At 41.4% G+C, this 16,478-nt stretch carries 12 protein-coding genes and 1 pseudogene; 1 reads left to right on the top strand and 12 read right to left on the bottom strand.

Going from position 1 to position 16,478, the window contains the following annotated elements; genetic code table 11:
• The 7 genes and pseudogenes from WBJ10_RS10290 to WBJ10_RS10320 all read right to left on the bottom strand — a co-directional run.
• Positions 1–2,416 (bottom strand): annotated as a pseudogene (locus WBJ10_RS10290) (translocation/assembly module TamB domain-containing protein); the annotation flags it as partial.
• Positions 2,417–2,625: 209 nt separating this feature from the next.
• Positions 2,626–4,158 (bottom strand): PQQ-dependent sugar dehydrogenase, encoded by a 1,533-nt coding sequence (locus WBJ10_RS10295; protein WP_424289964.1) that lies wholly within the window; start codon positions 4,156–4,158, stop codon positions 2,626–2,628.
• A 37-nt stretch (positions 4,159–4,195) separates the two neighbouring features.
• The gene (locus tag WBJ10_RS10300) at positions 4,196–4,648 is read right to left on the bottom strand and encodes a hypothetical protein (protein ID WP_424289966.1); all 453 of its coding nucleotides are present in this window, start codon (positions 4,646–4,648) and stop codon (positions 4,196–4,198) included.
• Positions 4,649–4,846: 198 nt separating this feature from the next.
• Positions 4,847–5,110 carry a hypothetical protein gene (locus tag WBJ10_RS10305; RefSeq protein ID WP_424289968.1) on the bottom strand — a complete coding sequence of 88 codons (264 nt, stop codon included), beginning with the start codon at positions 5,108–5,110 and terminating at the stop codon, positions 4,847–4,849.
• 190 nt (positions 5,111–5,300) lie between these two features.
• Positions 5,301–8,150: an outer membrane beta-barrel protein gene (locus WBJ10_RS10310; RefSeq protein ID WP_424289970.1), complete on the bottom strand. Its 2,850-nt coding sequence runs from the start codon at positions 8,148–8,150 to the stop codon at positions 5,301–5,303.
• A 133-nt stretch (positions 8,151–8,283) separates the two neighbouring features.
• Positions 8,284–8,973 (bottom strand): hypothetical protein, encoded by a 690-nt coding sequence (locus WBJ10_RS10315; protein ID WP_424289972.1) that lies wholly within the window; start codon positions 8,971–8,973, stop codon positions 8,284–8,286.
• Positions 8,974–9,264: 291 nt separating this feature from the next.
• On the bottom strand, positions 9,265–9,498 hold the full coding sequence (locus tag WBJ10_RS10320) for a hypothetical protein (protein ID WP_424289973.1): 234 nt from the start codon (positions 9,496–9,498) through the stop codon (positions 9,265–9,267).
• 84 nt (positions 9,499–9,582) lie between these two features.
• Here WBJ10_RS10320 and WBJ10_RS10325 point away from each other — a divergent pair, with 84 nt between their 5' ends.
• Positions 9,583–9,780, top strand: coding sequence for a Sec-independent protein translocase subunit TatA/TatB (locus WBJ10_RS10325; protein ID WP_424289975.1), 198 nt, complete (start codon positions 9,583–9,585; stop codon positions 9,778–9,780).
• 146 nt (positions 9,781–9,926) lie between these two features.
• Here WBJ10_RS10325 and WBJ10_RS10330 read toward each other — a convergent pair whose 3' ends face one another.
• The 5 genes from WBJ10_RS10330 to WBJ10_RS10350 all read right to left on the bottom strand — a co-directional run bounded on the left by WBJ10_RS10330 (position 9,927) and on the right by WBJ10_RS10350 (position 16,408).
• Positions 9,927–11,714 carry a serine hydrolase domain-containing protein gene (locus tag WBJ10_RS10330; RefSeq protein WP_424289977.1) on the bottom strand — a complete coding sequence of 596 codons (1,788 nt, stop codon included), beginning with the start codon at positions 11,712–11,714 and terminating at the stop codon, positions 9,927–9,929.
• 466 nt (positions 11,715–12,180) lie between these two features.
• Positions 12,181–13,209 carry a hypothetical protein gene (locus WBJ10_RS10335; protein WP_424289979.1) on the bottom strand — a complete coding sequence of 343 codons (1,029 nt, stop codon included), beginning with the start codon at positions 13,207–13,209 and terminating at the stop codon, positions 12,181–12,183.
• Positions 13,210–13,357: 148 nt separating this feature from the next.
• Positions 13,358–14,443, bottom strand: coding sequence for a Gfo/Idh/MocA family protein (locus tag WBJ10_RS10340; protein WP_424289981.1), 1,086 nt, complete (start codon positions 14,441–14,443; stop codon positions 13,358–13,360).
• Between the two features lie 96 nt (positions 14,444–14,539).
• Complete coding sequence (locus WBJ10_RS10345; protein WP_424289983.1) at positions 14,540–15,601, bottom strand: LacI family DNA-binding transcriptional regulator; 1,062 nt, start codon at positions 15,599–15,601, stop codon at positions 14,540–14,542.
• A gap of 69 nt (positions 15,602–15,670) precedes the next feature.
• The gene (locus WBJ10_RS10350; protein ID WP_424289985.1) at positions 15,671–16,408 is read right to left on the bottom strand and encodes a 3-keto-disaccharide hydrolase; all 738 of its coding nucleotides are present in this window, start codon (positions 16,406–16,408) and stop codon (positions 15,671–15,673) included.
• Between the last annotated feature and the right edge of the window lie 70 nt (positions 16,409–16,478).

Raw genomic sequence — 16,478 nt, forward strand, 5'->3', positions numbered from 1 at the left:
GAGTAATCAATGGTCCATTTACAAGCTTAGCGTTGAACACCATCGATTGCGGGGTATATGCTGCTGGTTTAACAGGATTTCCAATTGAAAAATGTTTTCCAATAACATCCTGAAGGGCATAGCCAACCTGGGTCAGTTTATACTGGCCAGAGACATTTGCACTTAACACTTCAGACCGGACCGCCAGGGTACTGCTATCAGCACTTGCAGTAGAAACGACCGTCATTGAATCTATTTGGTATCTCTCCCCTCCATTTGAAATAATAGCATTCGCGACAGTGATCGTTCCGTTCAGATAGTCCGGATCTGCAGTTGAGAGATCGGCTTCCAATAATCCGTGAATACGCACATCGTCTGTAAGTAAATTTAGTGGTTTTAGATTAGCGCTGTCAAGCACTAATGAGACTTTCACAGCTGGATACTTGCCTGAAAGATTCGCTACGACATCAGCCTCAAATTCCAGATTCGGATCATTCATCTGAGCTGCAGTAGTGATATCACCATTGCGGGCCTGACCTTTTAAATTCAGATTACTGTAGCCATAGCCATTATAATGCGCCCTTACAACACGTGCTGCGAAAACTGCATTCATGGTTTTGGGGTCAATACCAGTGCCTGTGATATTTCCTGCCATGGTTACCCGCCCGATAACGGAATCTTGTTTGATGAGCCGGCCAACATGAAAATTATTCAAACGGAAATCTGCTTTATATCTTTCTCTGCCTTTTACACGAGAATCGAAAGCAGCCACTGCATTAGCGCTGCCATAACTGGAATTGAGATTCAGGTTGGTATTAAAGGTTAATGCGGTGCCTTTGAAAGTGCCTTTAAGCCTGATAGATTCCGGGATGCTTATATCTGGTGGGATAGTCCCTTTGGGAACCATTGCAAATAAGTCGCTTCTGCGAGTAGTCAGATCTGCAATCTTCACATCGAAATAAGCCTTGTTCATGTCAGGAAGGCCTTTGATCTTTGCGGATGCACGCACCGATGTGTTCCGGAAGCCCGAAATCCGCATATCAGTTAAAGTCAGATCTTTTACCTTGCCTGTGACTTTCCCGTTAATATTTAAAATAGCATCGGGCGAACTCTTATAGGCATCCATAACCGCCATTTCAGGAACAAAAGTAATCAGGTCGAGTAAAGACAAGCGGCTGCTTACGAGATTAGCATTGATGCCCATTTCTCCTGGATTCGTGACGAGGCTTTCAATTGAGGGATAAGTAAGTCGAATATTGTCCCTTATTTCCGATCGGTCTGATCTGATATAAAGGTCTTCCAAAGACAGGCTTTTAGTTCCGTAATTAAAAACGGTCCGAATCTCTTTCAGGTCAAAACCGCTCTTATCCTTAAAGTTGCCAGACAATACATTAGCAGAAATGGAATCAATCGAAAATCGAAGGTCTTCAACAGCGAAGTTCAAACCTTTCATATCCAGATGGCCAAAGTCCATCCCTCGGGGCAGGACCGGCATGTTGAAATTATCAAAACGGATATCATTGTTTACCAGGTTGACAGCATTGGCGGTGATCTTCCAATTTTCAGAAACAGCTTCCACTTCCTGCAAGGCCTGCTTTGCCGCCACTTTAGCCAGCTCTGTCTTACCCAGAGTAAATGATACTTTAGAGTTATTGAGGTCCAGGGTATTTAGACCAACAGCCTGCCCTTTCATATCCAGGCTTGTCACTTCGGTAAGCAATTCAGCGAGATTAATATCGGCAGCAATTGCGGAAACATCATTCCGATATTTAACAACAATCTTATCTAGGTCAATAGTCCCCAATTTCAGATCCATGTCAAATGGTTTCGTTGCCTCGATCGAGTCGGTACTGGCTGATTCCAGATTAGCAGCGGGCTTAAACTGAACAATGTTGGCATTTAAACCTGAAAGTTTGATTTTCGGGATACTGAATTTCATCCTATCCAGGTCGAACTCCTGGACACGGGTATCGAAATGTCCCAGATACACATTCATGTTGCTTGCCATGACAGCATCCTTATATCGAAGCCGGATTCGGTCGAGGTTAATTTTCTCAATGGAGAGTTTCATTGCTGAAGTACTGTCGGTAATAGCCGGATCTTTCTTCTGCTCTGTCATGAAAGCTTTCAGGATATAATCGAAATTGAAAACGCTGTCGGCATTACGCTGCACATTTACAGTAACGCCCCGCAGGTCAATTTCATTAATCTCCACATTATTGCTCAACAGTTTAAAGAGGCTGATATCTACCTTTAGGGTATCGCCAGCGAGAAGAGTATCCTTTTTTTGATCCTCGAAATAAACTCCTTCAAGCACCAGAAGTTTAGGCAGATCCATGCTAAGCTTGTCGATTTCTACCTTAGTCTTGATTTTTCCCTCAACATAGGAAACCACTTTGTTTTTAGCGAAATTCTGGACGGCCGGAATCTGGACCAATACGAAAACAAGTATTATAAGGAATAGTAAAATTCCTAAAGTCCAAAGTAAAATTTTAAGGGAAATGAGACCGTATTTTCGCAAGGTATTGAAGTATGATGTGAGAACATATTAAAGAGGCAAATGTTTGGTTTTCCGGGATGATTTGGCCCTTTTCCGGATCAAATTGTGAGACCTCGGTGGAATCGTCAACATATCGTGTTCTAAACCTAATTCGTACGTGCTTTTGCGATGCTTTCGGCATTTACAGGGGAATATTTCTCGTCCTGCATATTCCTCACATAATTCACGATCCCCGCAATTTCATCATCCTTAAGAAATGCAAACGATGGCATCTGGGTATCGTATGTTACTGATCCGATCTTTACTTGACCTGTTGAACCAGATAGAATTTTTTTAATAAAGGGCAGTTCCCCCTGCTTCACAAGGGATGAACCTTTTAATGGAGGAAACACTCCAGCTAAACCCAAGCCATTTTGCTGGTGACAGGATGCACAATACTGCGAGTATAAAGCTGATGATGATATCAAATCGAAAGAAATATTTTGTGTTTTAGCAGAGCTGAAAACATTAACTCTCTCTGAAGGCGATATTTGGATGATGCGATCATCTTCGGGCAACGGATCGCCCATCGACCTGTTCCAGTCGCGGTTACTGGTTGACACATATACATCCCCGGCAGGGGAAATACAGATATCCCTAATACGGCCAAACTGATTTTCGAGAAATGTCTTCTCATCAATTATTTCGCTGCCATCTTTGTTTAACTTCAATGACCTTAGGCTCTTCCCCTTTAAACTTACTAGTAACAACGAGTTTTTCCACTGCGGAATCCGGTTCGAGAAATAATAATCTAGTCCCGCTGGCGCAATGGTCGGTGTCCAGGCCTTCATCGGGTCATGCGTTGACTTTGCGCTCTGGTATTCCAATTCTTTCGGATCGACAGCAAAGCCCTGTACCACTGGCCAGCCGTAATTTCGTGTCTTTTCAATCAGATTAACTTCATCGTCGCTTGCATCACCATGTTCTGAAGTATATAATTTGCCGTTTGTTGCAAACACCATCCCCTGGATATTGCGAAAACCCATTGCCCATACCGCGCTTCCCTTTACGGGATTATCAGCGGGAATCGTACCATCGATATTGAGCCTTAATATTTTCCCGTTCGGCGAATTAAAATCCTGTGCGTATGTATTGTTATTAGCATCACCAGTAGCCCAAAACAACTTGCCTCTAAAAAATGCAAGCCTGGAACCGCTATGTCCATTGTTAGCTGAAGCTTCCATGAGCACTTTAGGGTCCACGAGCGTATCTAATTTCCATGTGTATCGTACTAGTTTCGAGTACGGCTTCTCCCCTTTCATAAACGTATAATTCAGAAACACATAAGGAAAATTGTTCATATCCGGGTGAATGGTCATCCCAAGCAAGCCAGCAGTCCGATAAAACCAAACATCGTTTAGTTTGAGAAGCACTTTCTTCGTTCCAGTTTTTGGATCGACACGACTTACGATGCCTTTCTGCTCCGTTATCCAGATGTTATTATCTGGTCCCCAAAGGATTTCCCAGGGAATTTCAAGATTACTAGCAATGACTGTAGCTTCAAGGCCTTTACCTTGAGCCACAAAATTATGGATTCTGGATAAAGCAAAGGGCGGATCGGTTTTGCCTGATCCGCCCGGAGAGCTGAAATATCCATATATTGTGATTAACAAGAATATATTCAGAAAAAGAAATTTCATAGTGCTGTATTACGCACAAAAGATAGAAATAAAATCTCTACTTCCCTTCCCTTAACTCATCCGCGTCATCCTGATCTTCGCCAGACTGATTCTCACCGTCCCTATAGTCTTGGTCCGTTTTTTCGAGGTCGTTCTCTTCGATATATTCTCCTGTGCGATAATCATTTGGCTGTTCCGCCCTCAGTTCATCGTCATCAGTTGAGCTGTACTGGCGTGCCGGACGGCTACTATCTTCATATCCTTCAGAACCCTGCTGTCCGGTAATCGGTGCAGTCCCAAGATGATGCTCCCTTTCCCACTGATTATTCTGCGACGCGGATGGCTGTTGATCTGTAGGGCTATCCGTACTCATTCCGCCTACTAATTCCTGTTCATCTACCGCATTTCCAGCCGGATCGGTTTTGGCATTAGTATCTTCCGTATTTGAATCTCTGTTTTTATTCTGATCTTCCGCTCCCTGAGCATGTTGATTTACATTCTCTGTTCCCATTTTCGATTTCGTTGGTTTATATCTTGATAACCAAATGGGAAGGTATATAGTTTGGAATGAAATTGTAAATGAAGCATTTTTAAATACCATTAAATTACGCAAATCAGCTTACAATGCCCGTTTGGATGATTTGCATAACCATATTAGAATGATGGCTTTCGGTTTGTCCTTTACACGAGCCGGTGAGCTTAAAGGAGATCAGAAAGCGGTCGCCATTCCTACAAGGAATTGCCATAACTGGCCTGACGGAAAGCCCGCCCGATAGTAGTCAATCTCGTTTTTAACCAGTCGGGCCGGGGTATTTGCTCCGGTAAGCAGCAAATTATGGAGTTTAAGCGTATCGTTGATCTCCACTTTATTCCTGGAGCCCCGGCGCGCCCTGGTGTGCTCCCCGTACGCTTTGCTGTTAACAATGGTACGGTCAGGATGAGGCAAATCATTATAGGGATCATATCTAGCCATGATCGGTTTTCGTATATTATTTACCTGAATATACGAATTTTGAAATCATTCATCTAAGCTTATAGCGGCCTTATACCGACCTTATAGGGTCCTTATAGGGTCCTTATAGCGATGTAGCAAGTGTGTAGCATTGGTCAACCAAAGGTCGAACAATGCTCACACTATAATGAAAGTCTATGAATTAAGTCAATTAGTCATTCTCACGTCTTACACCACCACCCGGCATACCGCCACGATCAAAACCTCCGGGCCGGCCTTCAAACCTCTCTCCGTCCGGGCGAGGGGCATTTTGCTGCGTACCACCCGCAAATTTGTTAATCCTTACGTTTAAGGTCAACATAAAATAACGGGTTAACCTGTTTGTCTGAGTATCCGTGAATCCGTTATCGATTACAGCCTGGCTAATATTGTTAGACTGGTCAAAAATATCGAAGGCCTGCAATCTCAAGGTTGCCAAGTTCTTTTTAAATTTCTTCTCAACATATGAATTTAAAACGAATGGATTGGTGTTCAGGTTGCCGATGTAACCTGAATTAAACTGCTTACTACCATCGAAGCCAAAAATCAGGCTTTTATCTTTCATTAACAGAAAGCGGCCTTCCATATTTAAACCATAGGTATTAATCTTCGTGTCGGTATTTGTTGCAAGTGTGTAATCAGTCACTGTTCTGCCGTACATAACTTGAGGGCTCAGTTCCATCCACTCACCTGGATTGATTTGTAGTGCTATACGCTGATTAATGTTTCTCCTATTCGAAAAATTCTTGATATTATCTGCAAGAGACACTCCTCTGGTGAATCGTGAGTCACCGTTAAGCCTTACGGTATATTGGCGATCTGCAAAAGACTTAGACCAGTTATATCCGCCGAAATATGTATAATACCCGTTTGTATTTACATACCGCACTTCTTGTTTACGGCTACCGAAAACATCTGGAATCAACACAACATTTTGCACTATCTGGTTTGAGATTGCATTTCCTTGTACATAAATCATCAAAGACGTCCGTTTCTCAACATTCGAAAGCCTGAGATTGCCAAATACAAAATGGGAGAAAGAACTATTTAAGTCAGGGTTTCCGACAACAGGTCGCTGAGGGTTGGATACATCACGAACAGGCTGTAATTGAGCAAACTGAGGTTCGGCCGCATTTCCGAAATAATTGAACGTAATTGACTTAGTACCCGCAAAACGATACTGATAACGTGCGATGGGTGCTATAAAAAAATTCGTCCGGTTAATGCTGGTATTAAGGCTTGCCGAATTACCAGATAAATGGGTTGGATTAGCCGTTAATCCCAGGGACAGCTCGCTATTCTTATCCTGATAGTTATAATTTGCACCAATCCTTTGCGACACGAATGAATAATCGAAAACATTACTTAGTGAATCTATGGGAACCAGAATGCCAGCCCCATTTGCAAGGCTTGAGATCCTGCTGTTATCATACTTATTATAGTTTACATCATAGTTGAACTGTATTCTTCCCTTTTCGCTGATCGGCTCGTTGTAGACTAATCGGCTCCCTGCACTTTGGGTTCTATTGGCGGTAGAATTAAGCCGGAAATTTAAGGAGTCTTTCAAAGTGTTTCCGCTCGCATCGTTGTAGGTAATGTGATTGTCGTTTTCCTGGTCAGACTCAAAATTGCTATTTCTGAAATTCAGGTTTATAGAATAGTTTCTTTTAGGCTTGGCAAATAGGTGATTGTATAAAACGTTAACATTAACACTCGGGGTTAGCGACTCATTATTTGTAACACTAATTTGGTTCTGATTAATTACTCCCGTTTGAAAAACAGATCCGGAGCTAAGGTTTGAGGTTTTACCGAAACTTAGGAAAGGTGTTACCACCAGTAAGTTAGTCTTATTGATATTGTATTCTAACCTTGCATTAAATCCGTGTCGCGTGTTAATATTGTTCGCATCGTTAAACTCAGTACTTAAAATAGATCCCAGGGTATTTGCACTTTGTCTGAAAACAGTGCTGATAGTATTCCTGTCCTGGTTGTTGAAATAATAAGAAGCAGCTAGTTTAAGGGCTTCGCCAAATTTATTATTGTAATTAAGGGCCAGTGAACCCAGATTTGTGATGCCTGTTCCACCGCTGCCGCCACCAAAACCGCCACCGCCAAAACCGCCACCACCAGGGCCACCGCCGCCACTAAATCGCTGGCCGTTTCTTCCGCCAAAATTCTCGCCGCCAATTTGAGTTCCATTATTATTCAGGTTCGCATTTATACCCAAAATACGGTCGCCCTTCATTTGCTGGGCAAAAAGCCCTGCCTGGTATCTTTCAATCGTACCGCCGCCTACAGTTGAATTAACTATATATCCATGATCACGGCCCGGACGGGTCGTTATATTAATGATAGTTTCGGGATCTCCTTCTTTGACTCCGGTAAAATTAGCCTGATCGCCGTAATCCTCAACAATTTGTATTTTATCAATGGCGTCAGCTGGGATATTTTTGGTAATAGTTTTCATATCACCTCCAAAGACTTCCTTGCCGTTTACTTTGATTTTTGTAACTGGTTTTCCGGCAGCAGTGACATTTCCATCTTTGTCAACTTCCGTCCCTTCAAGACGTTTAATTGCATCTTCCACTACTGCGTCGGGTTTCATTTTCAGGTCTGACATCCTATATTCCACGGTGTCAGTTTTAATCAACACAGGGGGTCTTCCACTGACTACGACTTCATCAATTAAACGGCTGCTTGCTTTTAGTGTTATTTTAGGAAGTACGATAGGAGTTGTTCCATCGGGATTTCTCGACGAAATGGTAATTGCAGCATAACCCAGGCTATTTACAAAAATATTGAAACTGGATGTTGTAACGCCCCGGAAAGCAAAATTCCCATCTACATCAGAGCGTGTTTGAAGTGTATCACCCCCACTCAAAGGAACCAGTTTCACTGTGGCGCTAAACACACCCGCACCAGTACTATCCTGTACAACACCGCTTACGTTGCGGAAGGTTTGTGCGAACACGGAAGTCCCTAAAAAAAAGAGACAAACGAAAAATATTAGTTTATTGTTCATAAATAAGGTCAGAATACCTAGTCGTTAGCGGGCATCTGGATTTATGACTATAAAGGGGGATTTTGGTTTAATCCCTATAGTTCTATCACCACTATTGTTACATTAAGGAAGATGGTTGGGTTGAAAAAACCTTTTATTTTTTGGCAGGCTCCGTTGGTGCATCGTAATAATTTCTCAATTCGGAGGATAATCTTCGGATCATCTCCTGTCTTGCCAGAAGTAAAAGAAAATCACTTTCTACCGGCTCTATATTTATACCTCGTGTCATAAGCCGGGGATCGATAGCCCGGGTATCACCCTGTACACTATTTACATAGGTATCAACATAGTTGTATCTTGGAACAAAAGTTCGCTGAAATTTCAACCCAGGTGTACCCTTTATAAGCAGGCTAGCCTCGAATCTTGCATTTGAGCGGCGCTGAATTTCAACAATATCCACTGTCGCTGTTACCGTTTGATAAATAGGCTTCCCTGCAGCATCGGTCCCAACAGCTATATTTCTGCTTACCCTTCGTCTTGCCATACGTTCATCGCGTGGCCAAAGAGTGAAGCTGCTGATGTTTAAGTTCAAAACTACTTCCGGGTTTTCTGAAGGATCTACCAGTAAAAAATTGACTTCCTGGAATTGATCGAGATCTTGTATAAGCTGGAGACGAAAATAATCGAGATTGATAAAATTTATCGTGCGACTGTTTTCAGCATCAATGTTTATCGCTATAGGCACCTCACGTTTCGGAGTCCTGGGGGATTTACCAGATCTGGATGAATTACAGGCCATTACTGTTAAAAGCAGTAATGGCAGGATATATTTCAAATATTTCATATGCCAGAATTTTATACCGGTTAATTCAACCGGGCTAAATGACTAACAAGCTTTGCTGGCAAAAAGTTCCAGATTCTTTTCTATCGTTTCAAAAAGCTTTTCTTCTGAAAATGTTTAACAACATGATCATTCATGCCAATGGACTTATACTCATCGAGGTCTTTCTGCATGGCATTCGCATTTGCCTCTTGCTTTAGCTTATGTCGGCTGATATCAACATGGCCGACTTCCTGTTTTTGTACACTCAGTTCCCGGACGGCCGCTTCAAGTTTAGTTGAATTTAAAAATGTCTTACTGCTGCGTTACAGTATATACCACCGGTATAACATTCACGCCCTTTGCTTTACCAGCGTATGCACCCTTAGCACCTATCAGGTAAGAAATGTTGAAATTTGTTGTTGAGTTTGAACCATTCCATGATGTAGAGGTTGCTGATACTATCGTTTCAGCAGTACCTCCTGCGGCTGGCAGATCAACTGCAGAGCTATAAGTGATACCTGCAGCATTTCCTGCATTCGATTCCATAATCACAATTGTAAAATATCTATATAAGTTCTCCGTTTAAGATTTATTATTATCAACTTTAATAAAACTTAAAACGAAAATATTATGGCAGGTCTAGGTGGTCCGGAAATTATTATGATTCTGGTAGTTGTATTACTTATGTTCGGTGGTAAAAAGATCCCGGAACTTATGCGCGGTCTCGGTAAAGGAATGAAAGAGTTCAAAGATGGTAAAGACGGCGTAACTGAGGAATTGGAACCTAAACCGGTAACCGTTCCGATATCGAAAGAGATTAAAAATTGAGACCCCTTATTATTGCCGGTTTTTTTAGGCTCGGCACCATGTGAGTAGGAAGATTAAGGTAAAAGGATAGAAAAAATAGTTTCTATCCTTTTTTTATTTATCTAAGAGATGAGCATAGAGACTCCCCGGATACAGATTATCCAACCTCACTTCTGTACAGCTCTGTAAATAACATCCTGAATCCGACTCCTTATGTTCAGTTTATAGAGTGTATCCGTTATTTTTGGATGGACACGGTTAGAAAGAAATATATAAATTAAGTTATACTTAGGATCGACCCATACCGCAATACCTGTAAAGCCCGTATGGCCGTATGTACCTGGTGTTGCTAATTTTGAAGGATAAGCTTTTGTGGGATCAGGATCTTGCATATCAAAACCTAGTGCTCTTCTGCTTACATAAGATTGCCTGGACGTAAACAGATCAACAGTTTCAGGTTTGAAGTAGCGATCCCCTCCATATGTGCCTTTGTTTAGCATCATTTGATAAAGGATACCCAGATCGTTAGCGCTTGAAAACAGACCTGCATGGCCAGACACCCCTCCCATTAAAGAAGCGCCGGGATCATGGACATAACCGTGCAGCAGCGATTTCCGGAAGTTTCCTTCTTCTTCGGTTGGCACGATCTGATCCTTTTCAAATCTGTTTCGCGGTAAAAATCCGGCTGTGTACATCCCCAGAGGTTTATAAAACTGATCCTGAACAAATTTCTCAATAGGTGTACCCGATTCCCACTCGACAATTTCCTTTAAAACATACATGTTCATATCCGTGTAAACATATGAACCGCGGCTTTTTAATGGCGCCTTCAGAAATGCCGGCCAGAACATCTCTCTAAAATACCCGGGTTTAAAAAAATACTTATCGGCAACCTTCACCGGGTATGCCCTGGATGAATCAGCACTATATTCATCCGGTTTAAGTTTGAGATAAAAGGATACTGCTGTAACTCCTGATTGATGTGCCAATAATTCCTTGATCGTTAAGTCCTCTTTGTTAGAGTTACGGGCATTAGGAATATAATCACCGATCGTTTTATGAAGTGAAATTTTACCTTGCTCATACAGCGCCATAACCGAGATCGTGGTCGCAGAAACTTTAGTAAGAGAAGCTAAATCATATATATCGCCTAATTCGGTTTTTTCCTTCCCATCATAAGTATGTGAACCGTAAGCTTTATTAAATATTACATTGCCATCTTTGATAACCATCACCACCGCACCCGGAGTGGCTTTCTCACGAATAGCTTCAGCTGCTATCAGGTCGATGCTATCCAGATCTGCTGATTTTAAGCCCACGGCCTCCGGTGATGAATATGCCAGCCGGGTTTTTTCAGTGTGATACCCCGCCCCTCTTTTATACTTTGAGCTTATAGCTTGGGGAAGTTTTCCACTGGCGGCTATTCCTCCAAAAATCAATTGTGCTGAATTACTCGCGGCAACTGGGCTGTTAAAGGTACTCCAGATAACCGGTCCGGTAAAAAAATCAAGCTTTTTAAGTGAGCTAAGTTCGCCAAACCCTGCGATAACAATCTCTTTCCTCGTTTGATTTTCGGTAAGAAATCTGATAATTTCCGGATCATTTAAGGATTGTGGAGTCACCTGGATAATCAAAGTATTGAAATACTTCAGGTAGTCGCCTCTAAGGTTGTCGAGATTCAAAGAATCTGTTCGGTAATCCCATACATTAAAACTCTCTACGTCAGCATATTTACGTGAAAGGCTATCGAACACCGTTGAGGATTCTGCATCTGTCTTCAGGATTGCAATCTTACGATCGGCAAGGCCAGTTAAGGGGATTACTTTGGATTTATTGTGAAAAAGGAAAAGAGAGTTTTGCGATTTAGAAACAAACCTTTTTTGGCCATACGTTAAACTTCCGGGCGTCGAAAATGCCAGGATTAATATAAATAACTTAAGGGTGAATTTATTCATTGGGTAAATTATAGTTAAATTCAAGGATAGGAGAAATGTATTGTACGAAATTGAGAGCGAGTTTTGGATAAAAAATAATAAAGCACAAGACCTGTCAGCCGAACCCTTTTTGCGAATTCACGAAGGCCTTGAAATGCCTGAACACTGGATTACAGTTAGGGCTAGAGCGGTTCTACATCTTTATGCTTTTCAGGCTCTATTTCGGACTCATTGACCGTGTTTTCAAAGTCATGCTGATCTTCTTTATTTCTTCTTATAACAAAAATAATTATGACAATTGATATAAGTAAAATAAGCCCAATTATTAAATAGTTTGTTTCCATTACTTTCAGATGCTGGTATATGTTGTAAAAATATTAATGATCTGTTAAAATACTCTTAATTCGGGGTAATGTTATCTAGAATTTGAAAATCCAATGATGCCGCGATGGGAGGTTCATCTGGCCGCCTGGCATTTCCTACAGTTTCACAAATCCAAAAGTTTCAGTTCTGTTTCAATTTTTCGGTTCCATGTTTCCTGAGCTACGGGTGATAAACCGTGTGAGGTTTGTTCGTCATATTCCCGCTGAATTCTGTTCATCTCCCTATAGAATTCCAGGTATTCGAAATTGATGATTCCCTGAAAATTATCGGGCGTTAAGTTTTCTGAGACAAGCTTCAGTTTAAAACGTTCCGCTATTAACCTGACCAGGTCGAAATGCTTTTGTTCATGCTCGAGATTATAGTGACTTCTTGTCCCAGGACCAACCCATGAAGCGCTCTTGACAACGAAAACCTTTAATGCCAGTTCAACATGGATAATCCCATTGTCTATTTTAGTGGCCTGGTCGTAACCGAAAGAAGGAAATACCGATGCCGCAAATTTGCTGTCCGATCTCTTTTCGCGAAAATCATCCCACACTAGTGGCCGCATTGGAGTATAATAAACCGTGTCGTCATGCTGGTCCCGGTAATCACGAAAGGTTAAAGAAACACCTCGCGCAAGGTGTGGATTGCGCCTGGCCTCTGTTTCCATCCAGCTATCGATAAACTTAAGGCTGTTGTTGAGAAGCCGGCCTAAGGTTAGTTCAGCAATCCTCAAATCCTTTAAGGGGCGGTTGTATCTGGCGGTGCTTTGGTATTGAGTAAGAGGTATCGAAGCACTATCCTTAATAAGATCAAACACAAGCATAACCGTTGCTTGTCCTAAAACCCTATCACCCGACAAAGTTTCCCTGATATTACATTCTTGAATCCTGACTCTTAAGGGCCTCCGGGAAGTATTAATAGAATTACTTTTGGTGAAGAATTTTATAATTCCTGTTAACGTTGCACTTTGTAATGCAATTTTTTGAGTTGAATTCTTTCCATCAGAACGAATAAACACCAGCCCAGCAGAATCGGGTCCACTCCGCTGATCCAAAACAGACTGAATAAAAAAATCGCTCCTTATCGAAGCGATCTCATGAGTATTTTCAGCCGCTATCTTGCCTGTTACTTGCGCCGTAGTTTCCATACAGAAAGTAAGTAATTGGCTAAATATAAAAAACGCAATGAAGTTTTTATTCACGTCTTTTAAACGGCAAGTTTAAATACTTGTTATCATTAAAGGTCATAATATAGTTAAGACCAAAATTGAATATTTATTGACATCAGCCGTATTTTTAAGTAAGCGACACAATCTGACCGGTCCTGACAGATTCATCACAGGCAAACGCAATTCGCAGACTGTTCACTGCGTCCTGAACATGATCCTCAAGATCCAGATCTTCATTTATCGCCTTAAGGAAATATTCCTGTTCACGGTTACAAAGTTCTTGGTGATCAGGCTCGTCTGATAAATTAATCCAGGTATCCTCTTTGAGGAAGTTATTATCTTTATCAAGTCCGGAATGATGGAAACGAAGAGATTCAGTCTTGGTATGAGCTTCCACAGAATCCGACTTACCGCTTCCAGCTGCTTCTTTGGCAACAATTGAGACTGAGCCTTTAGGTCCAATAACATCTTTCACAAAAAACGCGGTCTCGCTCATCATCGGGCCCCATCCCGCCTCATACCATCCCACCGAGCCATCTTCAAAGCGTATCTGTAATTGTCCGTAGTTATAATTACCCTCAGGAATATCTTCTGTCAAACGGGCTCCGATAGCACTCACCTGAACCGGTTTCGACCTTGTCATTTGGCACATTACATCGATATAATGTACACCACAATCTACTATCGGGCTTAGGCTTTTCATTAAATTACGATGTACATTCCACATATTTCCATGGCTCTGCTGATTAAGGTTCATTCTCATCACCAGGGGCTTTCCTAGTTCGTGACTAAGATCCACGAAGGTTTTCCAGGATGGATGATGCCTGAGAATATAACCAACAACGAGTTTTTTACCTGCATTTTTAGCTGCCTCAGCTACTCGAATTGCCCCTTCTACTGAATCTGCAACGGGCTTTTCAATAAAAACATGACAGCCCTTTTCGAATGATTTGATTGCATAGCTTTCGTGGGTATCTGGATAAGTAGAGATGCAAACAGCATCCGGTTTGGTTGTTTCTAAAGCATGCTCGAAATTATCGTAAAGATCGTATTTATCCCCTAATGCATTGTTCAAAGTAACTTTACTTTCTCCTGGTGACACGAGTCCGCAAATTTCAAATCCATCAATTCCATGGTAAGCTTTTGCGTGCGAAGCACCCATGTTTCCGCATCCCACTACCAGTATCCTCAATTGTTTTAATGTTCCAGTCATATGTTCTAATAATTTTTGAAGGTGTAAATTTGAACTGCTAAATTCGCTCAAGCAATCTTTTGTATGAAATTCATTTGAATAATTGCAATCCTGTGGTTAATTGCGATAAAAATCCGCATTCTCTTTAGTGAGTATATCAATTGGCATAAAATATATCTTCTCTACTTTTGAGCCAAAAGCTAAATGCTGATAAAGAGACATCACGCCGCGATAGGCCTGTTGCTTCGGTTTTTGGCAGATCAAAAAGTCGATGATCCCTTTTTTAAGATATTCCACATTCTCGGGTAGGAAGTCGTAACCAATTAATATGACATCTTGCTGGGAATCCTCAATAAATTGCGCAACCTTGAAGACACGCGAATTAGTGACGAATACAACCTTAGTGTCTGAAAATTTCTTAAAGGCATCTGATATGGTCTTTTGAATCGCCTTTTCTTCAACATCTTTGACATCCAGCTTGACAATATTGTCCCGTCGATTTTGATCGTTGAAATATGCTCTCAGTCCTTCTTCGATCTTTAACGAACTATGCTGATTATCTATTTTTTTAGAGATATTAACAATCAGTATTTTATCAGTTTCCTTCGAAATGTAACTTATCAAATGGCCTCCCATATAACCACTGTGATACAGGTTAGGTCCAACATAGCTTAAACTGCCATCGTTCGGAAGATCCGAATCGATCAAAACATAAGGAATTTTTAATGCGTGGCATTTGTCTGTGAAAGATACAGACTCATCAAGGAACGAGGGGCCAAAGAGTATACCATCTGGTTTTGAGTCAAGAATCACTTCGGTTTGTTTGATGAAAGATTCAACCGTATTTGGGTCGTAGAAGTATTTATCAATTACAATTCCCAATTGCTCAATTTCCGAGCCCGCTTGTTCTATTCCTTTGAGCGGGGCATCCCAAAAGCTTGTTTCTTTAGAACATCCAGGAATTAACGTGGCAAGCCGAAGGATCTTTCCGGAAGCAAGCCGTTGCGCAAGCAAATTAGGTTTATAATTTAACTCTTCTATGAGCTTGTTGATTTTTTCCTTGGTTTCGGCTGAAACCCCCTTGCGGTTATGAATAACTCTGTCAACAGTAGCAATTGAAACGTTTGCCCTTCTTGCAATTTCTTTTACCCCGGTAAGTTCGGTTACTCTTTTTTTCATTTAAACGTTACTTTTATGATCCACCGTTATGAAACGAATACCTCTTGTACTAATTTCAGGTTTAGCATCCTATAATTCCCTTATCTCTATATTTTTGAAATAGGCTTTGTTCCCGTGATCCTGCAAGCCTATATTTCCCACAGGCGACATACCATAGTCTGGTACATCTTTCCATTTACTGGACGCTTTTCTCTGTTTCCAATCGTCAGTCCAGGCTTTGAACTTCACGATCTTTTTTCCATTAAGCCAATGTTCCACCTTGCCTTTTTTAAAGATTATTTTACTTGAGTTCCATTCGCCAACAGGCATAAGAACTTTGTTCTCAGAAGGAAGGTGCATGTCATAATCCGCACCGCTTAACTGTAATGGCTGAAGTTTGGCAGGATAGCTTACATCGTCAATAATCTGGTACTCAGGTGCGGTATCGATAACGCGTTTATATTTGGTATCTTCCACTATATGGTAGAACACACCACTGTTACTACCCGTGTCGACTTTCCAATCCCAACGCAACTCAAAATCCCTAAATACCTGATTTGTAATAATGTCGCCTGATCCACTTGATGCTCTAGCTCCAAGGCAAACCAGCGCCCCGTTCTCAACGGTCCAGTTCACAATTGGTTCTTTGCTGTTAAAATGATGCCAGCCATTCAAGCTCTTACCATCAAACAGTTTGATCCAGGGGCCTTTGAAAGGATTTGTATTCGTCTTAAAGTTTTTGCGATTCCCGACAGGGTTAATATCCATTGCATTGGCGGTGGCAAGGGTGCTGGCGAATACGCTGATGAGAAAAAAGTTTGTAAGCATAATGAATTCGGTTACGTACACTAATATATAATTATAATGTGATGAAATTAAAGAAAAGAAAAGACTCTTG

Source organism: Daejeonella sp., from assembly GCF_049655485.1.
Taxonomy (GTDB): domain Bacteria; phylum Bacteroidota; class Bacteroidia; order Sphingobacteriales; family Sphingobacteriaceae; genus Daejeonella.